We start from the raw sequence: 23,385 nt of genomic DNA, 5'->3' as shown, positions 1-23,385 counted from the left end.
TCGGCAAACCGTAGCGGTTGAATATGCATCTACACTCTCTCGCACAAACATTGTGATCGTGGATTTGTCTGCCCGACCCACCGGCTTCGGCGCAGAGCGATGCAAGCTCACCGCGTATGCTCTGCTCATTAGGTCAGCCACGCTGACGCGCACTATTGCCTGGTTGCGGGCTTCCTCATCACGATCCGCCTCCAAATAACCCAGCCATTTTGCGCTACATCAAGGCCGTCGTGAGCGGGCGCAGAAACATTACTTCAACCCGTGGGAGAGAGCAGATGAGCCTTCCGAGATTGTGAACCACCAGCCAGGAACCTGCATTCGACCCATTCAGGGCCATGCGACGCGAAGTGGAAGACGCGCTTCGCGCTTTCAATCAGGGTTTGCCCTCTCGCAGTATCGGGGCGGGCGTGCCGGCAATCAATGTGGCTGAAACCAAGGATGCCTTCGAAGTGACCGCCGAACTTCCCGGGGTGGACGAGAAAGACATCAAGGTCAGCCTGGACGGCAACCAGTTGGTCATCTCCGGTGAGAAAAAAGCGGAGAGCACGAAAGATGAAAAGGAGTGGCATGTCGAGGAGCGCAGCTATGGTTCTTTCTATCGATCGATGTCTCTTCCTTTCGAGCCGGAAGACGGAGCCGTCGAAGCTCATTTCGACAAGGGCGTGCTGCATCTCGCTATCAAGAAGCCCGCCAAGGCCGTGAAGACCACCAAGACAATCGATATCAAGACAGGCGCTCCGCCGAGCGCGAGCCCAGTATCGGATAAGGCCACGGCGCCCGGCAAGGCTGCATAGTCCTGTAGTCTTCGCAACAAGCCGGAGAGCCGGACCAGACAAGCTGGTTGCGGTTTCCGGGTTTTGTCATTCCCGTTCTTTCGATGCCGTGATGAGATTCCGCGGCCGATTGCACTGTCGGTTTGAAAGAGCCGCCTGTTGCGCTTCTGCGATACGCACACATGAGAGCTCCCATGAAAAAACCAGTTCACTCGGTTGACGAGCCCGAGCAGAGGCCGCCCCGTGCTGACAGCCGCCGACGGAAGGATTTGTGGTCCTTGTCGACGGGCACTTCAAGTCGGAGTTCGACACAGCCGAAGCTGCCGAAGCATCGGGTCGCAAACTCAAATCGACTTATCCAATGCTCAAGATCGAAATTTATGACGCCGTTACAAGGGCCCGAACCTTATTGAACTAAGAGAGACTCAACTATCGCACCATCCTTGTTGAGAGCGGCAAATGGCCTTCCTAAAAAGAGAACTGGATAGTCAAGTAAACGGCCCCGAGATCACTCACGAGGATTGTTCTACCCTCGTCTTCGATACCGACACCAAACGCCTGTATGTCGAGCGAGAGGTGGCGCATTTAGAGACACGCAGCGGGGGTAGAATCGAATACCAAACAGCGACGATGGATATCGCAGACTATTTGATCCAAAGGCGGTCAAACCGCCGGCCACCGCGCGCTGTGGCGCCTGCTGAGGGCGCTCTTCAATGAGGCCAGCGACAATGCCGCTCCTCCGGCGAAGGGCCCTAACTCAGATCATCATTGAAAAGCAGCTTGAATCTGGGCAACGCGGCTGGCTGCGCGGCTTGCCTCGCGGCCACGAGCACATCGTCGTGGCTTCGATTAAAGCCGCTCAGTTCACTATGAGTGTGATCAAGCCGTCTTCTACGCTCCCCGCCGCGAGAGCGTTGCGTGCCATCGTTTCAATAGCCGGCCAATTCGCAAGAAGGTACTTCTGCGCCTGCACTTTCGTTGGGAGAGCGGTTTGCAATACGCAGGCCTGACGCGCATTCCCGTTCGCGATCTGAAAGGACACTTTTTGAGGCCCCTCGTTGATCTCTTGTTCGGTGGGCTTGGGAAACTTGCGCATCCTGCTCCTTCACGAATTTTGAAAGACGTCGCTCGTTATGAATTGAACAGACCGTTACGGTGACTGCGGTACTCTAGTCCACGCAAGCAGCCGCCCGATCTACAATGCCGCTGCGTTTCACTAGAGGCTTTGGCCGCAAGCCTGAACTGGGCGTATTGCGAACTGCCTCGGTCAGCATCTGACGAAGTTCAGCCTTCGTTTTGTGAGGTTGCCGCGCGCTCGATTTTTGCCATTTTGCCATTTATCTTATATGGGGACGCTCGCATCAAATGCCACTTTTTTGCTCACGCTCGAGGGGTACGACGACCACGAGAAGGTGGAACGACTAAAAGACTGCTACCGATCCATTTGATCGCCAACGCGATGCTTTCCTGATTGAACCCACCAACGAACTGGTCGGCCGTTCGATTTACTTGTGAACATGATACCCGGCAGTGATCGCGAACATGCGCAATCAATACAATACAACGCACATCGCAATCACCGGAAGCTGCGGGTAGATGATGCCGTCGTGTTCCTGACCTGGATCAACGTCGGCAGACGCTCTTGCGACCGCATTGCTCTGGTCCGCGGACTGCCGCACTCAGGCGCCGGTTGGGCCGCGCTTATCGAGGCGCAGCAAAATCAACCCCGCGGCCGGTAAACCGGTCGCGGGGTTGCGAAACCAGAGGCTCTGCCATTACATCCGTGGTCAAAGCAGCATGGCACCGATTGCGAGCTTAGGCGGCGCGCAGGTTTTCTGCGGCGGACTTGCCGGTCCGGCGGTCAGCAACGACGTCGAAAGAAACCTTCTGTCCCTCATCAAGGGTGCTCATGCCGGCACGTTCGACCGCGCTGATATGAACGAAGACATCTTGGCTTCCTTGGTCTGGCTGAATGAAGCCGAAGCCTTTTTGGCCGTTAAACCACTTTACAGTTCCCGTATTCATGGGTGATCGTCCTTTAAGATAGGTGTTTGAAGCCGCGCACTGGCGCAGCATGTTAATTCGAGATCTGGAGGGAGGGTCGTCAGTCAGGCGCGCTTTAAGCGGCGAGGCCAAGTCGTTCGGCCGAAACTCGATAACTTCTATATGGTGATTGCTCGTTCGTTCCGCAAGTGGCTATGGCAAACGGCAGCTCCGCGATCCAACTGACTATCGACGCCACCGCAGTGATGCCATCGCGTAATCGGCCCTTTGTATCTGCCAGATTGTCCTCAACAAGAGGCGCGTCGCCACGGTACTCCATCGATCGGCGGGTTCGGATCGCGTTCAATTCGGACTTGATCAGTGGATAGTATTTGACGCGTTTGGGGCCGAAGACGATTCCACTCAACTCTTGATATCGGCCGACCAGGTCTTCTCAATCAGCTTTACCACGTTGTCAGGCATCGGAATGTAGTCGAGTTCTTCGGCCATCTTGGAGCCCTTCGCGAACGCCCATTTAAAGAACTCGATGGCTTCCGCGGAAGCGGCTTTGTCAGACGGCTCCCTGTGCATCAGGATGAAGGTCGATGCGGTGACGGGCCACGATTTCTCGCCAGGCTGATCGGTGAGGACTAGGTAGTACCCTGGGGCCTTGGCCCAGTCGGCATTTGAGGCGGCAGCTTGGAAGGACTCCATGTTCGGCTGCACGATAGCGCCAGCCCTATTGACCATCGCGGTGTAGGTCATCCCAATCTGCTTGGCATAGGCGTACTCCACGTAGCCGATCGAATTCCTGGTCTGGCCGACGTTCCCGGAGACGCCTTCGTTACCCTTAGCGCCGACGCCGATTGGCCACTCAACGGCGGCGCCCTCGCCGACCTTGGACTTCCAGTCCGCGCTGACCTTGGACAGGTAGTTGGTGAAATTGAAGGTCGTGCCTGAACCATCAGAACGATGCACCACCGCGATCGCTTCGTTCGGCAGCTTCACATTAGGATTGAGCTTTTTGATCGCCAAATCGTTCCACTTCGTGATTTTGCCGAGATAGATGTCGGCCAGCGCCTCGCCGTCAAATACCAGCTCTCCAGGCTTTACAGACTCGAGATTGACCACGGGAACGATCGCCCCCATCACCATCGGCCACTGCGTCAACCCATCCTTCTCGAGCCGCTCGGCCTTTAGTGGCATGTCGGTGGCACCAAATGTAACGGTCTTGGCCTGGACCTGCTTGATACCACCGCCAGACCCGATCGACTGGTAGTTCAGATTGTTTCCGGTCTCCTTGTGATAGGCGTCAGCCCATTTGGAATACAGCGGAAACGGAAACGTCGCGCCTGCACCGGTAACATTGGCCGCGAGCGCTGACGTTACTGCGGCAACGAAACCGGCACCGAGCAGAATTTTCACGAAATTCACCACCGGGCTCCATCTCTGACAGCCGCGGACTTGGTCCGCTTCGAAGCATCGAGATCAGATCGGAAATTTGAAAGCGCAATATTGATTTGGGTCAACCAGTTCTGGATATGAAACTCGCGGGTACCGTTTGAACTGGGCGGTCAAAGCGGCTGCCGACGCTGCAATCGACCTCGACCGAATTGAACGTGCCGATGTGGCGTTAGCTCGACCTAGTCACCGGTTAGGACTGTCGAGCGGTCACACCGAATATCTACCGACGCACCTGAACTCATGCATGGCTATTTAGGGTCGGCGTACCCATATCAGAACTCAATCCACTACCTGCCAAAAGGCGCGGTGCCCGCCGGATAAGGACACCTGGAGTATATTTGATGATTGCCGTTCGTTCGACCGGTTCTGCGGAGTTGCCCGCAATCGGCATCGTCGCAATTCAACCAGCACCCGCCTTGTCTATCCCGCGGCCGGTTTCCTTGGTTCAGCAGATCGACCAGCGAGACATTATCCTTCCAAGTCCAGTGTCTGCATCCCGCGATTTAATGCTGGCTGCCGTCCCAAGTCTTCGCGCTTTCGCAATTTCATTGTGCCGAAATGCCGACCGCGCCGATGATTTGGTGCAGGAGACCCTGCTGCGCGCGCTATCTAACATTGACTCGTTTCAGCCGGGCACCAACATGTCGGCGTGGCTTTTCACGATTTTAAGGAACCATTTCAGGTCTGAGTACCGTAAAGGACGGCGCGAGGTGGAAGACGTGGACGGCCGCGCTGCCGAAAAACTGGAGTCGCAACCCGATCAGATCAGCCATCTTGAATTCCAGGAACTCCGTGAGGCGCTCGCAAAGCTCCCGATTGATCAGCGCGAAGCGCTCACTCTGGTTGGGGTATCCGGATTTTCATATCAAGAAGCAGCAAACGTTTGTCACTGCGCAGTCGGGACAATAAAGAGTCGCGTAAACCGTGCCCGCTCCCGGCTTTCGCAGCTCTTGTTACTCGACAACGCTCCACTTCGCACCCACGAAAGAGCGCAAGAAATAGCCGCGTTCTGTCACGCAAAGCCGTCGCCGAATCATCGCGGCGGCTTTAACTCGCCTGCCAGCCAGCCGACAGCATCTGTTTTCATTGGATCCACTGCGAAAGACACAACTTCCGTGCGTTCGCAGGTCGAGCATTCAAATGTACGCTCCTCAAAGCCGCGCTTGCCAGGAGAGACGCGTGCCAATGCCATCCGATGCTTACACACCGGACACATCGGTCGTGTGCTTAGAGATGCAGGCATCCGCTGACCACCCAAGCCAGATAATTCGATTTTCGGGGCAGAACTCTCTGCAACAGAATCGGATCGCTTATCGAGCGTGAACCGCACCGTGAAACGCGCGCCCTGCCCCGTAGGATTTGCGCCGAAGATCGCTTGGCCGCCGATTTGATTGACCAAAGATGAAACTATCTTCATCCCGAGACCGCTCGACTTCGTTGGATCAAATCCTTTTGGAAAGCCGGGGCCGTCGTCAGAGACCGAGAGTTCGTAGCCTCCCGCACTCATGCCCAATCTTATTGTGATTTTTCCGTCGGCATGTTTGGCGGAGTTCGTAACAAGCTCACTGACAATGTATCCCAACGGCACTCCGATCGTGGTCGGCACTTCCAACGCAATCCCTTCAACTGCAAGATTCCGATGCTCGCCCGGAAGGATCTCCCTCAGGTCGTAGCAGAGGTTCTCAAGATAATTCTTGAGCTCGACACGTCCGACGTGATCAAGAGCGTGATGACGTTTGTGTACGCTACCTATTGTGGCGACGCGATTTGCAGCGATTTTCAGTTGATCGGCTGCCTTAGCGTTCGGCGCCTCCCGGCTTTGCAGTGAAAGCAAGCTTGCAACCGTCTGAAGGCCGTTCATCAGTCTATGGTCAGACTCACGGTTCATCAGATCTTTGTGCCTAATCAATTCGTCTTTCTGATCTAGCAGCACTTGTTCACGCGCGAGAGCGTCTCGCAATTGGGCTTCCGTGTGCTTTAGCCTTTCGACTTCCTTTTGCCCCGCCTCAATCGCAACGCAAAATGCGCGGGGGCAATCCTCGGGCTGTCGAAATGGCTCCGGTCGAACGGGCTCTTGTCCTGGAGGCGTGAACGCATTGCTCATGGCTTACTCCAATACCAACGATAACAAGTTTGGTATTCCAGTAACCACCGTTCCTAGTTGCGGAGAACTACTCCGGCGGCTTAAGACCCGGTGAGCGCAGCCAATTGCTGATCTGCAAGCCAATTTCAGCCTGCCGGGCCTTGCGTATCAGTTTCTCGCGCTCGAGGCCTGCAGGAAGCAATTTTGCTTGCTGACGCAATCGCTCTGCCTCTTCGCCAAGGCGCTGTTCCAGAGCTTTCGTCTGCTTGACACGACGCCGCATCTGATGTCCCACGCTTGGGCAATTGAATTCTGCTTGAGACGCGAAAAGAACGCTTGATGCAGATCAAGAGCTCATAGACGCCTGTAGCGGCCTATTGCAGCCACAAAACTGACCAAGGCCGACACAAAGACCTCGTATCGTCAGGCGGCACCTGCTCGCGATTGCTAAGACTTGATCTCATCGGTCCACACCTTGAAACTGACCAAGGTATTGGGCCCAAACGTATGGGTAATCGGGACGTCAGCAGCGTCACGTCCTTGAGCAATCAATATACGTCCAATACGTGGGACGTTGTTACGCGGATCAAACGTGTACCAACGCCCGCCAATGTAGGCTTCGAACCATCCAGCGAAATCGCCTGGAGCATATGGCGGTGACATGCCGATGTCGCCTAGATAGCCGGTGCAGTATCTTGCCGGAATGTTCATGCAGCGGCAGAATGTGATGGCGAGATGCGCGTAGTCGCGACAAACGCCCTTGCCCTCATTAAATACTTGCCATGACGTTTTGGTTGCGCGCGCATATTCGTAGCCAAATTGAATGTGATTGTGAACGAAATCGCAGATCGCCTGAACGCGCGCCCATCCAGGTGGCTCCTTCTCAAAAAGCTTCCACGCGACATCGGACAGCAGGTCGGTTTCGCAATAGCGACTTCCAAGAAGATATACGATCGTCTCAGCCGGCAAGTCTTCGATCGCGTGTTGCGAAGCCGTGGGCACAACGACGTCCGGCAAGCCTGTGTCGCGAATGATGCCGTCAGCCGCCAGGCGCAACCGGCCGCCTGGGGCAACGATGCGGCTGCACCAATTGCCGAAGCCGTCACGATATGGGACGATCGCAACTGAGGGGTTCGTCGTCAGATAGTCGGGCACAATCACATCTGAGGCCCGAGTGAAATGAACGCCCAGCACCATGATCATGGGCGTATGCTGCGGAAAGTCGTAGATCATCTCATAGCCGACCCGTATCTTCACCTCAACGTCCTCCAAGTTGGTCGGCTTGACTGCTTCCGTCTGTGATGCTCACGCTATGCTGACGCGTAACGCTGCATGCTACACGCAGGCTACGGGCGCTTGCCCCGGTGATGCAGTCTAACTGCCTCTCTCACGTCATCGTCCTCAAGGGCATCCTTGATAGCCCGATCGGCCTGCTTCCTCTCCAGGACGCCCGCGCCCCGGTCCGGTGCGGGCACCTTCGGCTCGTGCTTCGCTAAGTGCTCCTGCGCCCTCTGATCATTCTTGCTCATTCACTTTCTCTCGTCGAACTGCTCCACGGTCCGAAACGACCCCGCCGACTCGATCGCCCTCTGACTGCTCATAGCGAGATCACACCCCGAACGGATAAGTGTCCGGAAGCCCAGCGATCTCGGCCGTACTCAGCGGAGTTACCGCCCGGGTATCGTCAAACCAGATGTACTCGTCGAACTGCTGCGGCAAACTGGCTTGGAAGTAGTGGCTCGCAAGCTCGGTATCGGGCCTGTAGATCACGCCGATGGCCCGCTCAAGCCGTTCCTTGCCAAGACCCTTTGGACCGCAGAGATCGCCGCGACCGCGCAGGCCGAGCATGAAGCGCGGAAGGCCCGTTGCGTGACACAGCCGTTCATAGCTGTTGGGAAGCGACGGGCGGACGACCTTGACCTCCATCGGGCCGCCCCAATCGGACGCCGCGGCAACCGTGCCACTGTGGGTGCCGAAGCCAACCAGATACGCCTGGGCGCCAAACTCCTTACGGCAGTGCTGGCCGATATTGTGCTCGCCGCGGGCGACCATCTCGGTCGCCGCGGCGTTGCCGACATGCGAGTTGTGCGCCCACACCACCGCCTTGCTGTCCGGCCCATGGAATGCCAGCAGGTTCTTGAGGGTGTCGAACATGTGACTGTCGCGCAGGTTCCACGACGCGCGCGAGCCGTAGTACATGATGCGGTAATAGCGCTCGGCGTTGGCCACCAGACGTGCATTCTGCTCGGCATCGAGGAAGCGCTCGCCATCGTGCTCGGCATACGCCCGGCGCTTCGCCAGGAGATCGGTGAGTGCGTGCGCCACGTCGGATTCGCAGGTCGGATAGGAACCGGTCAGCGCCGCATGGCCGTACGTGGCGGGATCGCGCTGCCACGGCGTCAGGCAACCATAGCGCTCGCGGGCTACACGCGCCGAGGCTGGATCGACTTCGTCGAGATAGTTCAGGACCGAACGGATTGAATCGTAGAGGCTGTAGAGATCGAGACCGTGAAACGCGACACGCTTAGTCTTCTCCACCGTACCGTTGTGCTTGCGCAACCAGCTGACGAAATCGCGTACCTCGGTGTTCCGCCACATCCAGGTCGGAAACCGTGCAAAGGCGGTCCACTCCGACGGCGGATACTGGAAATGCCGCACATAGTGATCGACCCGGGCGGCATCCGGCCAGTCCGCCTCGATCGCCACGAAGCGAAACCCCTTCTTGACGATCAGATCGCGGGTGATGCGTTCGCGCATCCGGTAGAACTCGGAGGTGCCATGGGTCGCCTCGCCGAGCAGCACGACGCGCGCCGACCCGATACGCTCCATCATCGGGCTGAGATCAGCGCCCTCGATGGATGGGAACGATTCGGCAGCATCGGCGAGATTGCGGACTAGCGCTTCCTGGTCTGGAGCAACAGGCCGCAGCGCCCGGCGCACGGGCGTGGTCTCGCCCTTTGCGGTCGCCCACCCCTCCTCTCCGATCAATGGAACGAAGCGGACGTCGGCAATGTCTTCGCTGCGATATTCGTCCTTCGAAAAGCGGACGACCCGTACCAATTCCTGGGTACGCTGATCGGCGCCGACAGGAATAACCAGCCTGCCGCCGATCTTCAGCTGCTCCTTGAGCGCCTCCGGAACCTGCGGACCGCTGGCGGCTACGACGATAGCATCGTAGGGCGCATGTTCGGGCCAGCCTTTGGTGCCGTCACCATGCAGCACATGGACGTTATCGTAACCGAGTTCGGCAAGGGTGACCGCCGCCTTTTCCGCGAGCGGACCGAGGCGTTCGACCGTGTACACATCGGCCGCGATCTCCGACAGCACCGCGGCGGCGTAACCGGAGCCCGCTCCGATCTCCAGCACCTTCTCGCCGCCCTTGAGCATCAGCGCCTCCGCCATGAAAGCGACGATGTAGGGCTGAGAAATGGTCTGCTCCCCGGCGATCGGGAGCGGCGAATCTTCGTAGGCAAATTCGCGAAGCTTCGCTGGCAGGAACAGCTCACGCGGCACCTCGCCCATTGCCTTGAGCACGAGCTCGTCACGCACACCGCGCGCGGCGATATTGTCCTTGACCATCTGCGCCCGCAGCGCGGGAAACGACTTCACCTCATCGGAGCGATCCGGATCCAACGCTAACGATCCCATGATGGCGTCTCCTGCATCTCAGATCGAAATTCAGCCTAGGACCACTGCGCATCCATCGATTTGATCGACATCAAACTGGGAAATGACCAGCACGTCAGGATTGATTCATTGGATGCCAATGGAGACGGCCATGGATCTCAAGGAAGCCATCTATAGGCGGCGCGCCGTACGGGAATTCACCTCGCAACCGGTGGACGAGGAAGTGTTGAGGCAACTCATTGATGCTGCCATTCAGGCGCCTAGCGCCGTCAATCAGCAGCCATGGCTGTTTACGGTTGTGCGGGACAAAGCTTTACTCGCGCGCATTTCGCGCGAGGCGAAGGCCCATATGCTCAAAACCTCGGCCGCGGCGATGGCATCGCATCACTTCCAAAGCATCCTCGAAAATCCCGATTTCGACATATTCTATCACGCTCCAGCATTGGTCGTGATCTCGGCACCCGAGGGCCCATGGGTCGTTGAGGATTGTGCCCTCGCGGCAGAGACTTTGATGTTGGCGGCCTGCGCCGTCGGATTGGGAACATGCTGGATCGGCTTTGCGCAGGGCTGGCTTGGAACGTCGGAGGGGAAGTCGTCGCTCCAGCTTTCCGGCACGACCGTGCCAGTCGCCCCCATTATCGTAGGATATCCCAAAACAGCGGTGGCGCCGGTTCCCAGAAAGGCCGCGAAGATTGACTGGATTTCGTAGACCTTCGGGGATCAGGTGAATGAAAGACCCTTACGAGACGCTCGGCATAACCCGATCTGCGACCGACAAGGAAATCAAGACCGCCTTCAAAAAACTTGCGCGCAAATTTCATCCTGACCTCCATCCGAGCGACAAGGAGGCGGAGGCCAAGTTCAAGGCCATCTCGGCTGCCAACGATCTGCTCAAAGACAAAGAGAAGCGGCGGCGGTTTGACGCGGGTGAGATCGACGTCAGCGGCGCAGAGCGACCGCAGGAACGATTCTTTCGCGACTTCGCCGACGGACCTGCCTACACCTCGCACGCCGCGCGGGATGGGTTTGACAGCAATGAAGATCTGGAAGAATTCCTGGCAAAAGCGTTTGCCGGCAGAGGGCAACGATCAGAGCGGGCATTCCGGGCGCGCGGTCAGGATGTGAGCTATGTGCTGCCGGTGGCCTTCGTGGACGCCGCCAGCGGCGCCACCCGCACCATTACGCTGCCGGACGGCAAGACCCTGGAGGTAACTGTGCCCGAGGGCGCCGAGGACCGACAGATGCTGCGGCTGAAAGACCAGGGAATGCCCGGTTATGGCGGCGGGCCGCCAGGCGATGCCTATGTCGAGTTGCACATCCAGCCGCATCCGTTCTTTCACCGCAAGGATGACAACATCCATGTCGAGATACCCGTGACCCTGAGGGAGGCAGTGCTGGGAGGCAGGATCGAGGTGCCGACAATCACTCAACCGGTGGCGGTGACAGTGCCGAAGGGTTCGAATTCCGGCACTACGCTGCGGCTGCGCGAAAGAGGTATCCGCAACCGAAAAACCGGGCAGCGCGGACATCAATTGATCACGCTGAGGGTAATCCTTCCTACGGCCGAAGAACCCGAACTGGTAGAATTCCTGCAAGCATGGCGGCCGAAAAACCCTCAGGATCCACGCAAGGATATGTTGCCATGATGGACGTCGATGATCTTTTGGCGACCATCTCCGCGCTCCAGAGCAGCGATCTCGAACGCTGGATCAGCGAAGAACTGGTCGCGCCGCAACAGAACGGAGGGTCGCTGATGTTCTCGGACATGGAATGCGCGCGAATCCGTCTCATTTGTACGCTGACCTATGAGCTCGATGTTGATGACAACGCGCTACCGGTGGTGCTGTCGCTGCTTGATCAGCTTTACGACACCCGCCAACGGCTGCTTTCCCTGACCCGAGCCATCAAGACGCAGGACGAAACCGTTCAACTCGCTATCGCAGCCGCGACCTCGCGGGAGGGCAAGCTCCAGGAGGGCGATCATTAGCCGGAGCAGTCAGTATTGTTCGGTACCGGAAATCAATGAGCCCTTGGGCGACCTGCCGCGTTGCGCCGATTGTGTTCAAAAAGTCCCTTTGCGCTCCTGACTGAAACTTCTCAGGACCACCGGTGCCTCTCCCTCGCCTCAAGGTGAGAGACCACATCAATTATCGCAAAAGCGATCCTTGGTGCTCGTACCGATTCTACGACACGTCGCAGCAGCTGAAATCTCTCAACGCGTTACAATTTGATCCATCTCAACGGCTTGTCGAGGATTGCCTCATAAGGTGGGACGTTTCGGATCTCGACCGAGAGATTGATAGCAATGGAGGACCATACCATGCTCAAATTCAATCAACTCGTTGCAGCCGCTTCGGTATCGCTCACCATCGCAATGTCTTCCATAGGCGCCAACGCGCAGCCTTACGGACCTGGAGCGCATGGATGGGGACGAGACATGATGGGGTCCGGCATGATGATGGGGCCGGGATTCATGGACCGAGGTGGATTCCGAGGCACATGCAGCCCTGCTGCCGCCGGCTTCTCCGGATGGCGTATCGACCGGCTCGAACAGGTCATCAAACCAACAGATGCTCAACGTCCCAAGTTCGATGAATTGAAGGCGGCATCCGACAAAGCCTCCGAGGCCCTGCGCCTCGCCTGTCCGACTGAAGTGCCGCCCACCGCGGTCGGTCGAATGGAGTTCATGGAGAAGCGCATGGAGGCGATGCTGCAGTCCGTGAAGACCATGCGTCCCGCTTTTGAGGCCTTCTACGCCACGCTCAGCGACGAGCAGAAGAGCCGGCTGGATTCGCCTTCGGACCGGGGTCGCTTTTGGCGGCACCTTTGGTAGGACGTCAGCGCTCTTGAAAACGAGAGTTCGGATTGTTTCCTGTTCACGGTCGAGCCTGATGCCAGCTCACCAGGAGGGATTTCAAAATGGGCTATTACTTCAGCAAGACCTTGCAGGTCGGGTTCGACGAAGCCGTGCGACGCACTACCGAAGCTCTCAAGCAAGGCGGCTTCGGCATCATCACGGAAATCGACGTCAGGCGAACGTTCAAGGACAAGCTCGGTGTCGATTTCCGAAACTATCGTATCCTTGGGGCATGCAATCCACAACTTGCCTACGAAGCACTCCAGCTTGAGGACAAGGTCGGCACCATGCTGCCCTGCAACGTCGTCGTTCAGGAGATCGCTCACGATCGCACCGAAATCGCTGCCATTGATCCCGTCGCGTCGATGCAGGCAATTGAAAATCCTGACCTCAAGGCATCGGCTGAGCGTGTCCAGACCTTGCTCCGGAACGTGATCGACTGCTTGTAGGGAGACACGTAAATCCATCGAAAGGTTGACCTGCCTCAAGGCCGGGCAGGCTCGGCGTGATCTGCTGCTTGCATGTTCGGATATATCAGATCTTTCCTCGAAATCGGATTGGGCGACGTCGGGCTGGTCGGCGGCAAGACCGCTTCGCTCGGCGAATTGTATTCAGCTCTCGCATCCCAAGGGGTTGCCGTCCCCAATGGCTTCGCCATCACGGCAGACGCCTATCGCGAAGCGCTATTGCGGGGCGGTGTCGCGGACGAGCTTCACCGGCTTCTCGATGGGATCGACAAGAGCAAGATCAAGCACCTCACGAGCAAAGCCGCTAAGGCCCGCGAGATCATATACAAGGCGATGGATACGCCGCTGCTGCGCGAACAGATCGCGGAAGCCTATCGGCAGCTTGAACGCGAGGCCGGGACCGGGGTCGCTGTCGCCGTACGGAGCTCTGCGACCGCGGAGGATTTGCCGACAGCGAGTTTTGCAGGCCAGCACGAAAGTTTTCTCAATGTGCGCGGGCCCAAAGACTTGTTCGAAGCTTGCCGGCGCTGCTTTGCGTCCATTTTCACCGATCGCGCGATCTCCTATCGCATCGACAACGGCTTCGATCATTTCAAGGTCGCGCTCTCCGTCGCCGTGATGAAAATGGTCCGTTCGGATCGGGCGGCAAGCGGCGTCATCTTCACGCTCGATACCGAATCCGGCTTTCGGGACGTGGTCTTCATCACAGGCTGCTACGGCCTCGGCGAGACCATCGTGCAAGGCCAGGTCGATCCAGACGAATTCTACGTTCACAAGCGGACGCTGAGCCAGGGCTTTCGCAGGGTGCTGCGGCGCCGGCTCGGAGCCAAGCAGATCCGCATGATCTACGGCAAGCGTGGGGGCAACCATGCGACACTCACCCGCAATGTGCCTGACGCCGAACGACAAAAATTCTGTATTTCCGATCGGGAGGTCCTGAGCCTCGCCGAAATCGCAGTCCGGATCGAAGCCCACTATTCGAAACATGCCGGCGTTTCGATGCCGATGGATATTGAATGGGCGAAAGACGGCGTCGATGGGAAGCTTTACATCATTCAGGCCCGGCCCGAGACCGTTGCCTCGCAGCGTTCGACGGACGTCTACGAGACCTACAATCTCAAAGGACACGGCTCGGTCATCGTTAACGGCCGCGCGGTCGGAGAGAAGATTGCATCCGGTCGTACACGCCGCATCTCGACCGCGCGCGATCTTGCAGCCTTCAGGCCGGGTGAAATCCTGGTGGCGCCGGCCACCAGTCCTGATTGGGAACCGGTCATGAAGATCGCAGCCGGCATTATCACCGACAAGGGCGGTCGCACCTGCCATGCCGCCATCGTGGCGCGAGAGCTGGGCATCCCCGCCGTGGTGGGGGCCACACACGCGACCGAGAAGATCAAGAGCGGGACCGACGTCACGATCTGCTGTGCGGAGGGCGATATCGGCAGCGTATATCAGGGGGCGGTTGCCTTCGACATTACCAAGACGCCAGTGAGCGAACTCCGGCAGCCGCGCACGGCCATCATGGTAAATGTCGGAACCCCGGAAATGGCATTCCGCGCCGCCATGCAGCCGCAGGCCGGGGTTGGCCTCGCCCGCATGGAGTTCATCATCAGCGAACACATCGGCGTTCACCCGATGGCGCGGCTCAAGCCGGACAAAATCAAGTCGACCAAGGCGCGGGCCGCAATCGCACGCCTGACGAAGGGCTTCAAAAGCCCGGCCGACTTCTTTGTTCAACGACTGGCGGAAGGCGTCGGCACCATCGCCGCGGCATTCTATCCGAAGCCGGTGATCGTACGGCTTTCCGATTTCAAGACCAACGAATACGCCAGCCTGATTGCCGGGGAAGGCTTCGAGCCCGGGGAAGAGAATCCGATGCTGGGATTCCGGGGTGCCTCCCGCTACAGTCATCCCGCCTACACCGAAGGATTTGCGCTGGAGTGCGCGGCGCTTCGCCTGGTGCGAAAGGAGATGGGTCTCTCCAATCTGCGCGTCATGGTGCCGTTCTGCCGAACCGTGGAGGAAGGCCGTCGCGTGATCGCCACGATGGCGGCCAACGGACTGAGGCGCGGCGAAGACAGTCTCGAAATTTACGTCATGTGCGAGATCCCGAATAACGTCATCCAGATCGACGCGTTTTCTCAGTTATTCGATGGGTTTTCGATCGGTTCCAACGATCTCACCCAGCTCACGCTGGGGGTCGACCGGGATTCCGATATCGTAGCCTTCGACTTCGACGAACGCGACCCGGGAATGCTGGAGATGTTCCGGCAGGCGGTGGTCGGCGCAAAGCGCAACGGTCGCCATATCGGCATCTGCGGCGAAGCGCCTGCGAACTATCCGGAGATCGCGCGATATTTGACGGGACTCGGAATCGATTCGATCAGCGTCAATCCCTCAAGCGTGTTTCGCACTATGGCCGTGGTGTCCGACGCCGAAACCAATCAGTCAAAATCCGAGACGTGAAACCTTCCCTCGCTGTAACGATCAGATCACAGCCGGGACGGCAGCGGCATGAATGCGTTCTGCCGCGGCGTTGACCCTGGTCATCGTCTTCGTCAGCTCGTCATAGACCCGGTCGTCAATGGTCACCGTGCCGAAATTCGAATCTTCACCGTCAAAACGCCCCTGCGCTGGCTGATCGGCATGCTCGAACCAGTGATAGCCGACTACATTCGGCTTGCTGAGGGCTGCCGCAACGTAGCCCTCGAAAGCTCGGGCGCGGTCGAGCTGAGTAGCCAGCCGTGGCCCCGCCCCTTTGGTATTCGGCAAGCCTGCGTCGTCGCCTCGGAATGAGAATTCGGAGATCAGGCATGGCTTACCGGTGGTAGCATAAGCGTCAATGATCGGACCGGGGTCGAACTCGTAGCAATTGAAGGAGATCACATCGAGATGGCGGCCGGCCGCTGCAATGACGCCTGCCAGCGGCTGATAGCCGAACCGGGATCCGAGCACGAGATGATTGGGATCGGCCGTCTTGATCGCCGAGACGCACTGTTCGAAATACCTGTCAGCCACGACGGCCACGAAGGCATCGCAATCTGCTGAGAACGCCTCGCGGGCGGGATCTGCCAGGTTGGCCTTGGTCTCGAGCGCGTCGTTCAAGATGCCGGGCCGGAGTCTGACGAATGGTGCCACGACATGGTCGATCCTGCCGAGCTCTTCCCAGGATCGCGCCGGTGTGCGCCATACCGCATTGAATTGAGCAAAATCCCGATAATGCGCCTGCAGACCCGAGAGAGCGGCGACCCTGCCTGGACGATGAGACGGCAGGTTCAGAAACAGCGTCAGAAGCTCGTCGGCACCGCGCCAGTCGGGTGACCAGTACAGTTCGTTGTCGATGAAAGTACCGAGCAAGCCGGGATCATTGCGCCGATGCCTGCAACGTTGATCGGCACTTGCGCGGATATGCGCCGAGAATTCGGGATCGAAGACATCGGGAAAGATCTGGTCGCGGCGATGAAGACGGAAGGACGCGCCGAGCTCCGCGGTCGGCGCGGTCGCCAGCAATTGCGATCCCGAGCTGGCGACGAGTTCGTCTGACCAGCAGCCGACCGTGTTGAATTTCCAGCTTGCCAGCCGGTCAGACACAGCGGTGCGCCAGATCTGCAGGCTGCCGTACTTGGTGCGGCAAGCCTCGGCGTATGGCACGCGTTCGGTGCGGCCGATGCGGTCCTGATCGAAGCGGATCGTATTGACCCCCTTCGAGAGAAATCTGCCACCATCGGGATCGACGAGCCAGAATACGCCATTACGCTCGGCAACGCGGAAGAAGCTGCCTCCTCTGAGGTCGTCGTCGACGACCCCTCCCCATTTCGTTCTTTGCAAGCGCGGACCCCGGCAACATTCTAAGGATATCAATCCATCGCACGGCCGGCTCGGGGCTTCTTGACCTGTCTCAATACCACTCGGAACCGGCATGGCTACCAATGTCGCAGGGAGATGCCTGAGATCAGCGGCTGGCCGCGCAACAGCATACCGGTCGCCGATGAGCAGGACCAAGCAGGTCGTCCATGCCGACAACGCAACTGCCAAATACCGCCAGCCTGCGCCCCGATTTCATTTGGGGTGTTTCCACCTCCAGCTTCCAGATCGAAGGGGCAACTCAGGAGGACGGGCGCGGATTGAGCGTCTGGGACATCTATTGTTGGACCGGTGAAATCAAGAATCACGATACCGGCGACGTCGCCTGTGACCATTATCATCGCTACCGCGAAGATGTCGGTCTCATGAAGGCGCTGGGCGTGCAGGCGTACCGGTTCTCGGTCGCCTGGCCGCGCGTCCTGCCACTCGGGCGCGGATCTGCCAACGAGGCCGGCCTTTCATTCTATGACCGGCTGATCGACGAGCTCTTGGCCGCAGGTATCGAACCGTGGCTGTGCCTGTATCATTGGGACCTTCCGCAGGCCCTGGAGGAGCGCGGTGGCTGGCTCAATCGGGAATCGGCCGTGTGGTTCGCCGACTATGCGAGTTTGATCGCCGCGCGCTTTGGCGACCGGGTCAAGCGCTTTGCGACATTCAACGAACCGTCGATGTTCAGCCTGTTCAGCCGTTCGCTCGGCAAGCGCGACAGCAGCAGCGAGGACAAGCTCCACCGCATGATCCACAACGTCAATCTCGCCCACGGGGCGGCGGTGGATGTGCTCCGCGCTAACGTGATCAACGCCTCGATCGGCTGTATCCATAATCGACAGCCATGCCGGCCTTCCAGCGCACGCGAGGCCGATGCAGCGGCTGCGGCACGCCTGGATGTGTACTGGAATGCGGCCTTTCCGGATCCGCAATGCCGCGGCGAGTATCCTCTATCGATGCGCGTGGCGATCGAACCGCATATGCAGCCGGGCGACCTGACGCGGATTTGCCGTCCGCTCGATTGGTTCGGAATGAACCACTATAGCCCGGTCTACGTGAAGGCCCGGGCGGATTCGATGCTGGGCTACGACTTCGGTGACAAGCCGGCCAGCCTGCCCTTGACCCCGATCGGATGGCCGATCGATCCCGACGCTTTCAGTCAAACACTGCAGGATGTGCACGCACGGTATGGCCTCCCCATCTACGTGCTCGAGAATGGCTATGGCGATTCCGGCCAGCCCGACCAGACCGATGCGGTAATCGACCCGGGCCGGATAGAGTTCTTGAAGGCCTATATCAACGCGCTTAACGAAGCCGCTTCCAGCGGCGTCGATGTTCGTGGCTATTTCGTTTGGTCGCTGCTCGACAATTTCGAATGGGACTCCGGATACAGCATCAGGTTCGGCCTGACATACGTCGATTATGCTTCGCTGCGGCGAATTCCGAAATCGTCTTTCGGCTGGTATGCCGGGCTGATCAGGGCGGTGCGGCGATGATCGGGGCGACGCCGGAAAGACGAGCCGCGCTGCTTGCAGATGTTGGAGGGACCAACGCGCGCTTCGCACTGCTGACTGACGGCAAGCTCGGCGCGATCACACATATGGTCGTCAATGACTACGCCACCTTTCAGGACGCGCTCGCTGCCTATCTCGGCGCTTCGGCCAGGGCCGAAAGGGCTGCTTATGCAATCCTTGCCGCTTCCGGCGCGGTTCAGAATGGCCGCTGCGCGCTCACGAACAATTCCTGGATCGTCGACGCAGAGGAGTTGCGCGGGACCTATGGGTTCTCGGCGGTCCGCTTGATCAACGACTTTGAAGCCGTCGCATGGGCCCTGCCCCGCCTTGGCCCCGGCAGCTTGCTACGGCTCGGCGGGCGGCAGCAGGTGTCGGGAGCACCCCTCGCCGCGATCGGTCCCGGCACCGGCTTGGGAATGGCGGTGAGCATACCACACCCCGGCGGGCAGATCGTTCTCGCCAGCGAGGGAGGCCATGCCACACTGGCAGGTGGTTCACTGCGCGAGGATGCGGTGATTGAGCATTTGCGGCGACGCTTCGGACATGTGTCGGCCGAACGCATTCTGTCGGGTGCGGGGCTCGAGAACCTGTATGACGCCCTCGCCTCCATCGACGGCGCGACGCCGCCTAAACGCCGCGCGGCCGACATTACGCGGGCCGGAATTGAGGGGACGTGTCCGACTAGCCGCGCCACCATCGACATGTTTTGCGCGATGCTGGGGTCTGTCGCGGGCAACCTCGCGCTCGCGCTGAATGCGAGAGGCGGGATATTCATCGGCGGCGGCATTTTGCGCCACATGCCAGACTATCTTGCCGCCTCCCAGTTTCGCCAGCGCTTCGAGGAGAAGGGGCGGCTCCGAAAATTCCTCGAGCCGATACCGGCCTATCTGATCCTGGACGACGACGTCGCATTCGTCGGCCTCCGTAACCTGATGGAGGTCGAAGGCATTGGCTGAGATACCGCAACTCGACATCGTCACCCTGACCATCAACCCGGCTGTCGATATCTCGACCTCGGTCAGCAAGATGGTGCCCTACACGAAAATGCGCTGCGCCGAGCCTCAGCGCGATCCCGGCGGTGGCGGAATCAATGTGGCCCGTGTCCTGAAACGGCTCGGCCTCGAAGCGACCGCGGTCTATCCGGCCGGCGGCGCAACCGGGCAAACCCTGACGGCGCTGGTTGAACGCGAGGCCGTGCGCAGCATCGTGATCCCGATATCGAACGATACCCGCGAAGACATCACCATTTTCGACGAGACCAGCCGGGAGCAATTTCGACTCGTGTTTCCGGGCGCCTTCCTCAGCGAATTTGAATGGCAGCAATGCCTCGACGCAATTGCGCGTCTCAGTCCGCAGGCTGCCTTTGTCATCGCAAGCGGCAGCCTGCCGCCGGGAGCGCCGGCCGATTTCTACGGCAGGGTGGTCCGCGCATCGACGGGGGCGGCCAAGGTCATCGTTGATACGTCCGGCGCCTCGCTCAAAGCCGCGCTGGAAGCGGGCGTCTATCTCATCAAGCCCAACCTTCGGGAGTTTCAGGAGCTGGCCGGGATCGGTGGCGCCGACGAGTCCTCGCTCCTGGAGGCGGGCCGCCGCCTGATCGATCGTTATCGCATCGAGATCATTGCCCTCTCGATGGGCCCCGGCGGGGCCCTGCTCCTGACGCGCGACATCGCCTTGCGTGCGAATGGCCTTGCTATGGAGCCTGTCAGCGTTTCCGGCGCAGGCGACAGCTTCCTGGGGGCGATGGTGTCGCGCCTCGCCAATGGCGACAAGCTCGATAGCGCCCTGCGTTATGGCGTTGCCGGCGGTTCGGCGGCGCTGCTCAGTCCCGGCACCGGACTTTGCCTCGGTGCGGACGTTCATCGCCTCGCATCCAGCGCGAAGGTCACAATCATAGCCTCGCGGTCATAGTCTCTCTTACGTTAGCGGCTTCGTCTCAAGCCCATTGTCGTGATGGGTCGGAGCCCACTGCGCCCACCGATTCGCCTTCGGTTCCGTCGCGTGCCGACGCAACGCGAGCCGCGGAAGACTTGTTGGATGAAATTGTGACTTGGCTCGCTTCGAATTTCGATCTGCCGGCCATCAAGGAACGTCCCGCCATCGAATTTGCGTCGAAGATGAAACTCGCGACGATGCGGTTCGGAGATGGTGCCCTTTCGGAGAGTTTCACGGAGAACGACGCATTCGATGAACTGGCTCAGCGTCAGGTCGTCGCCCTCTATAACAACAGGTCAAAAACGATCCTGCTCCCTGATGACTGGACTGGGACTTCACCAGCCGACCAATCGATCCTGGTCCACGAAATGGTCCATCACCTCCAGAACCTGGCCAAGCTCACGTTCGAATGCCCGAGGGCGCGAGAGAAGTTGGCATATTTGGCTCAGGACAAGTGGCTTGGGCGGTTCGGAATGAGCTTGGAGCGCGAGTTTGACGTCGACATGTTCACGGTGCTGATTTCCTCAGCATGCATGTTTTGACCCTGAGTTGAACGATTGCTTTTCCAAACATGTCCAAAGTCCAGGTCTCGTCCGTACGAACGCAATTCCAGCAGGTCTGAATTTGATGGTCAGATTCTTGGCGGTCGTTGCAATCATATTGGCGCTCTTGGCGATGGTACGGGGCAGCAGCATCAGTTTGTGCCGCTGCCAACGGGACCAATGCCGGCGGCGCTTATCCCCTAGGTGGGCCGAAGCAGCCAATCGACTCGAGACGCTGCGACCCAATGTCCGTTCGGGGTCAAAAGCGCCGTTTTGATCCTCTGCCAGCCACTTCCGGTCTGCCCCTAACAGCGGACCTCGTCAGACCAGCCCGGCATGTCTCAAAGGGGCCAACAGCCGACAGCAACCGTGGCCTTGTACAAAGTACCGACTCTGACAGCGTCTCCCCGCTATACCACTCCTCCTCCGCCCGGCTCTCCTCGGCGAGTCTCGATCAGCTTGGCCCTCCGAGTATCAAGGAGTCTGCGAGAAGTCGAAGGCGTTCACCAGGTTGTTCGCAGCAGCGTCTCGGCTGCCCAGAGGCGCCAAGTCCCAGCGGGTTTCGATGAACTTCAAGATCGAAGTGGTCTCATACGTCGTGTTATCGACGAAGCGGCGTTTGGCATAGGGCGAGATGATGATCGCCGGAACGCGAACCCCCGGACCCCAACGATCGCCCCGCGGCGGCGGCACGTGATCCCAACGCCCGCCGGCTTCGTCGTACGTGATGATGATCACGCTGTCCTTCCAAACGGCACTGCCTTGCACCGCCTTGACCAGATCTGCCACGTACTGCTGACCTCGCAGCAAGTCCGTATAACCCATGTGTTCGTTGTAAGCGCCGATTGGCTTGACGAAGGCCACGGCCGGCAGGTTGCCTGTCCGCAGCGCGGCAAGGAACTCCTCGATGTCCTTCAGGTGCTCGGCTCGTGCGTCCGTACCTTCCGCGTACGGGGCGAAGTAGTTGAATGGTTGATGATGAAATTGAAAGAGCACGTCGGGATGGCCGGCAACCGCGTCATTCCAGCCGCCTGAGTACCAGGCCCAGGAAATCCCCTTCGCGCTCAGCCGATCGCCGATCGTCGGCATCGTCAGCAGCGGCATCAGCTGGGCGGGATCCTTGATGCTCGCGGGATACGGTCGGTTCGTTGAATAGACCGTATGGACCACGTAGCCGTCCGGAGTGACCGACCCATTCTTCACCACGACGCCCTTCGCGTCGAGTTGGATCACCAAATTCGCCGGTGCGTTCGGCCAGACCGGGGTGCAGGCGCAGACCAACCAAAAATGGTTGAACAGCGAGCCGTCAAACGCCGAGTGGAAGAAATGATCAGCCAAAACATATTGCTGAGCCAGGCGGCCAACGGGCAAGTCGGTCGCGTCATAATAGCTCATCGCCAACCCGCCGTTCTCGCTCCAGGCTACGAACCCGTCCATTCGGCCGCCGTTGATTTGATGCTCCTGCTGGAGGGCGCGATTCACGATGTCGCCGGTCTTCTGGTCAGGTGGAACGTACCGGGCGGCATCATACGGCGCGACTGGCAGGTCTGGCGGAAACCGGGGATCGAGGATGGGCGGATTCTTCGACGTGTCGAGCGGCTGTGGAAGTGTTGTGTACGGCGTTCCGTCCTTCTTCATCTGCCTGATTCGCTCACCCGCGTTGGCGATGCCATCCGCGCCAGGAAACCTGCCGTACAGACCGTCGAAGCTCCAATTCTCCTGATAGATCACGATGACGTGCTGGATTTTCTCAAGTTCAGCCGGTTGGGCAACCACTCCGGCGCCAGGCAACGTGATCGAGATTGCACACAGAAGCGGAGCTGCGAAGCGGACGGCCAATGCCCGATGCGGCGAACTGGCGAGCGCGAAATTCTGGATGAGCATGTCGAGTCTCCATGGCTGAAACTGACGTTGTTGCGGTGCTTGCCTCCACCCTATGATGCCCATATTGGGCGGCATTCCCGAGATAACTCCCGAACTGGCCTGAATAATAGCGTTTTTGCATTCCTTGGGAGCTGCGACGGCCAGAGTGACTCCAGGTCAGTGTCAGCAGAGTCAGTGCAGATCAACACTGATCGACGGCTATTCCGCTACGGCTAAGGATGTCCCTTCAGGGTCACAAGCTGCCTATAGCAGACTGCTTCACCTTGGTCGGCTCATCTCCCGGAAGCAGACGTTGCGGCTCTCCGAGCGAAGGTCAGCAACGGGCCCAGGCTGTGTGATAACCCCTTTGTCGACTGACAGGTCGAGAGGCCCGGGATCGGGCTTCGGGTCTGGAGTTGGCTCCA

General features: G+C 59.1%; 20 protein-coding genes and 1 pseudogene. 12 read left to right on the top strand and 9 right to left on the bottom strand.

Translation table 11 applies throughout. The features are described from left to right. Nucleotides 1–347 precede the first annotated feature (347 nt). Nucleotides 348–794 carry an Hsp20/alpha crystallin family protein gene (locus XI09_RS18940; protein WP_271568183.1) on the top strand — a complete coding sequence of 149 codons (447 nt, stop codon included), beginning with the start codon at nt 348–350 and terminating at the stop codon, nt 792–794. 838 nt (nt 795–1,632) lie between these two features. Here the strand turns inward: XI09_RS18940 and XI09_RS18935 are convergent. The 3 genes from XI09_RS18935 to pstS all read right to left on the bottom strand — a co-directional run bounded on the left by XI09_RS18935 (nt 1,633) and on the right by pstS (nt 4,190). Next, entirely contained in the window at nt 1,633–1,869 is a 237-nt protein-coding gene (locus XI09_RS18935; protein WP_271568182.1) for a hypothetical protein, read from the bottom strand. A gap of 719 nt (nt 1,870–2,588) precedes the next feature. Beyond that, the gene (locus tag XI09_RS18930; RefSeq protein WP_271568181.1) at nt 2,589–2,798 is read right to left on the bottom strand and encodes a cold-shock protein; all 210 of its coding nucleotides are present in this window, start codon (nt 2,796–2,798) and stop codon (nt 2,589–2,591) included. Between the two features lie 381 nt (nt 2,799–3,179). After that, nucleotides 3,180–4,190 (bottom strand): phosphate ABC transporter substrate-binding protein PstS, encoded by a 1,011-nt coding sequence (pstS, locus tag XI09_RS18925; RefSeq protein WP_271568180.1) that lies wholly within the window; start codon nt 4,188–4,190, stop codon nt 3,180–3,182. Between the two features lie 536 nt (nt 4,191–4,726). Between pstS and XI09_RS18920 the strand changes: the two are divergent. After that, a pseudogene (locus tag XI09_RS18920) lies at nt 4,727–5,188 on the top strand (sigma-70 family RNA polymerase sigma factor); the annotation flags it as partial. A gap of 65 nt (nt 5,189–5,253) precedes the next feature. Here XI09_RS18920 and XI09_RS18915 read toward each other — a convergent pair. The 4 genes from XI09_RS18915 to XI09_RS18900 form a co-directional block, all read right to left on the bottom strand. Beyond that, entirely contained in the window at nt 5,254–6,324 is a 1,071-nt protein-coding gene (locus XI09_RS18915; RefSeq protein WP_271568179.1) for a sensor histidine kinase, read from the bottom strand. Between the two features lie 67 nt (nt 6,325–6,391). Further along, nucleotides 6,392–6,586, bottom strand: a complete 195-nt coding sequence (locus XI09_RS18910; protein WP_271568178.1) for a hypothetical protein — start codon at nt 6,584–6,586, stop codon at nt 6,392–6,394. A 164-nt stretch (nt 6,587–6,750) separates the two neighbouring features. Then, complete coding sequence (locus XI09_RS18905; RefSeq protein WP_271568177.1) at nt 6,751–7,560, bottom strand: transglutaminase-like domain-containing protein; 810 nt, start codon at nt 7,558–7,560, stop codon at nt 6,751–6,753. 351 nt (nt 7,561–7,911) lie between these two features. Then, the gene (locus XI09_RS18900; protein WP_271568176.1) at nt 7,912–9,951 is read right to left on the bottom strand and encodes a protein-L-isoaspartate(D-aspartate) O-methyltransferase; all 2,040 of its coding nucleotides are present in this window, start codon (nt 9,949–9,951) and stop codon (nt 7,912–7,914) included. A gap of 130 nt (nt 9,952–10,081) precedes the next feature. Between XI09_RS18900 and XI09_RS18895 the strand changes: the two genes are divergently transcribed. From XI09_RS18895 to ppsA, 6 genes are all read left to right on the top strand, one after another. Then, complete coding sequence (locus XI09_RS18895; protein ID WP_271568175.1) at nt 10,082–10,639, top strand: nitroreductase; 558 nt, start codon at nt 10,082–10,084, stop codon at nt 10,637–10,639. A 19-nt stretch (nt 10,640–10,658) separates the two neighbouring features. Beyond that, on the top strand, nt 10,659–11,576 hold the full coding sequence (locus XI09_RS18890; protein ID WP_271568174.1) for a J domain-containing protein: 918 nt from the start codon (nt 10,659–10,661) through the stop codon (nt 11,574–11,576). Continuing rightward, on the top strand, nt 11,573–11,917 hold the full coding sequence (locus XI09_RS18885; protein WP_271568173.1) for a chaperone modulator CbpM: 345 nt from the start codon (nt 11,573–11,575) through the stop codon (nt 11,915–11,917). The genes XI09_RS18890 and XI09_RS18885 overlap by 4 nt, the downstream gene beginning before the upstream one ends. A gap of 333 nt (nt 11,918–12,250) precedes the next feature. Beyond that, the gene (locus tag XI09_RS18880) at nt 12,251–12,763 is read left to right on the top strand and encodes a Spy/CpxP family protein refolding chaperone (protein WP_271568172.1); all 513 of its coding nucleotides are present in this window, start codon (nt 12,251–12,253) and stop codon (nt 12,761–12,763) included. A gap of 86 nt (nt 12,764–12,849) precedes the next feature. After that, entirely contained in the window at nt 12,850–13,236 is a 387-nt protein-coding gene (locus XI09_RS18875) for a DUF302 domain-containing protein (protein WP_271568171.1), read from the top strand. A gap of 72 nt (nt 13,237–13,308) precedes the next feature. Continuing rightward, nucleotides 13,309–15,720 (top strand): phosphoenolpyruvate synthase, encoded by a 2,412-nt coding sequence (gene ppsA / locus XI09_RS18870; RefSeq protein ID WP_271568170.1) that lies wholly within the window; start codon nt 13,309–13,311, stop codon nt 15,718–15,720. 21 nt (nt 15,721–15,741) lie between these two features. Here ppsA and XI09_RS18865 read toward each other — a convergent pair whose 3' ends face one another. Next, entirely contained in the window at nt 15,742–17,082 is a 1,341-nt protein-coding gene (locus tag XI09_RS18865; protein WP_271568169.1) for an agarase, read from the bottom strand. 185 nt (nt 17,083–17,267) lie between these two features. Between XI09_RS18865 and XI09_RS18860 the strand changes: the two genes are divergently transcribed. From XI09_RS18860 to XI09_RS18845, 4 genes are read left to right on the top strand one after another with little or no spacing between them, the layout of a single operon-like run. Beyond that, nucleotides 17,268–18,602, top strand: coding sequence for a GH1 family beta-glucosidase (locus XI09_RS18860; protein WP_271568168.1), 1,335 nt, complete (start codon nt 17,268–17,270; stop codon nt 18,600–18,602). Beyond that, a complete protein-coding gene (gene glk / locus XI09_RS18855; protein WP_271568167.1) occupies nt 18,599–19,576 on the top strand; it encodes a glucokinase in 978 nt (325 codons plus the stop codon). The genes XI09_RS18860 and glk overlap by 4 nt, the downstream gene beginning before the upstream one ends. Further along, nucleotides 19,569–20,531: a 1-phosphofructokinase family hexose kinase gene (locus XI09_RS18850; protein WP_271568166.1), complete on the top strand. Its 963-nt coding sequence runs from the start codon at nt 19,569–19,571 to the stop codon at nt 20,529–20,531. Before glk ends, XI09_RS18850 begins: the two co-directional genes overlap by 8 nt. After that, a complete protein-coding gene (locus XI09_RS18845; protein ID WP_333939119.1) occupies nt 20,462–21,097 on the top strand; it encodes a DUF6647 family protein in 636 nt (211 codons plus the stop codon). The genes XI09_RS18850 and XI09_RS18845 overlap by 70 nt, the downstream gene beginning before the upstream one ends. A gap of 474 nt (nt 21,098–21,571) precedes the next feature. Here XI09_RS18845 and XI09_RS18840 read toward each other — a convergent pair whose 3' ends face one another. Beyond that, nucleotides 21,572–22,981 carry an alkaline phosphatase family protein gene (locus XI09_RS18840; protein ID WP_271568164.1) on the bottom strand — a complete coding sequence of 470 codons (1,410 nt, stop codon included), beginning with the start codon at nt 22,979–22,981 and terminating at the stop codon, nt 21,572–21,574. Nucleotides 22,982–23,385 lie beyond the last annotated feature (404 nt).

It is taken from the genome of Bradyrhizobium sp. CCBAU 11386, from assembly GCF_028128955.1.
Taxonomy (GTDB): Bacteria; Pseudomonadota; Alphaproteobacteria; order Rhizobiales; family Xanthobacteraceae; genus Bradyrhizobium.
Note: the sequence above shows the minus strand (reverse complement) of the source record. Positions and strands in the feature narration are given on the sequence as shown.

Excerpts from the sequence above, each read along its gene's own strand:
- XI09_RS18935 (WP_271568182.1), bottom strand. The coding sequence starts at position 1,869 with ATGCGCAAGTTTCCCAAGCCCACCGAACAAGAGATCAACGAGGGGCCT.
- XI09_RS18930 (WP_271568181.1), bottom strand. The coding sequence starts at position 2,798 with ATGAATACGGGAACTGTAAAGTGGTTTAACGGCCAAAAAGGCTTCGGC.
- XI09_RS18915 (WP_271568179.1), bottom strand. The coding sequence starts at position 6,324 with ATGAGCAATGCGTTCACGCCTCCAGGACAAGAGCCCGTTCGACCGGAG.
- XI09_RS18910 (WP_271568178.1), bottom strand. The coding sequence starts at position 6,586 with ATGCGGCGTCGTGTCAAGCAGACGAAAGCTCTGGAACAGCGCCTTGGC.
- XI09_RS18900 (WP_271568176.1), bottom strand. The coding sequence starts at position 9,951 with ATGGGATCGTTAGCGTTGGATCCGGATCGCTCCGATGAGGTGAAGTCG.
- XI09_RS18895 (WP_271568175.1), top strand. The coding sequence starts at position 10,082 with ATGGATCTCAAGGAAGCCATCTATAGGCGGCGCGCCGTACGGGAATTC.
- XI09_RS18890 (WP_271568174.1), top strand. The coding sequence starts at position 10,659 with ATGAAAGACCCTTACGAGACGCTCGGCATAACCCGATCTGCGACCGAC.
- XI09_RS18885 (WP_271568173.1), top strand. The coding sequence starts at position 11,573 with ATGATGGACGTCGATGATCTTTTGGCGACCATCTCCGCGCTCCAGAGC.
- XI09_RS18880 (WP_271568172.1), top strand. The coding sequence starts at position 12,251 with ATGCTCAAATTCAATCAACTCGTTGCAGCCGCTTCGGTATCGCTCACC.
- XI09_RS18875 (WP_271568171.1), top strand. The coding sequence starts at position 12,850 with ATGGGCTATTACTTCAGCAAGACCTTGCAGGTCGGGTTCGACGAAGCC.
- ppsA (WP_271568170.1), top strand. The coding sequence starts at position 13,309 with ATGTTCGGATATATCAGATCTTTCCTCGAAATCGGATTGGGCGACGTC.
- XI09_RS18860 (WP_271568168.1), top strand. The coding sequence starts at position 17,268 with ATGCCGACAACGCAACTGCCAAATACCGCCAGCCTGCGCCCCGATTTC.
- glk (WP_271568167.1), top strand. The coding sequence starts at position 18,599 with ATGATCGGGGCGACGCCGGAAAGACGAGCCGCGCTGCTTGCAGATGTT.
- XI09_RS18840 (WP_271568164.1), bottom strand. The coding sequence starts at position 22,981 with ATGCTCATCCAGAATTTCGCGCTCGCCAGTTCGCCGCATCGGGCATTG.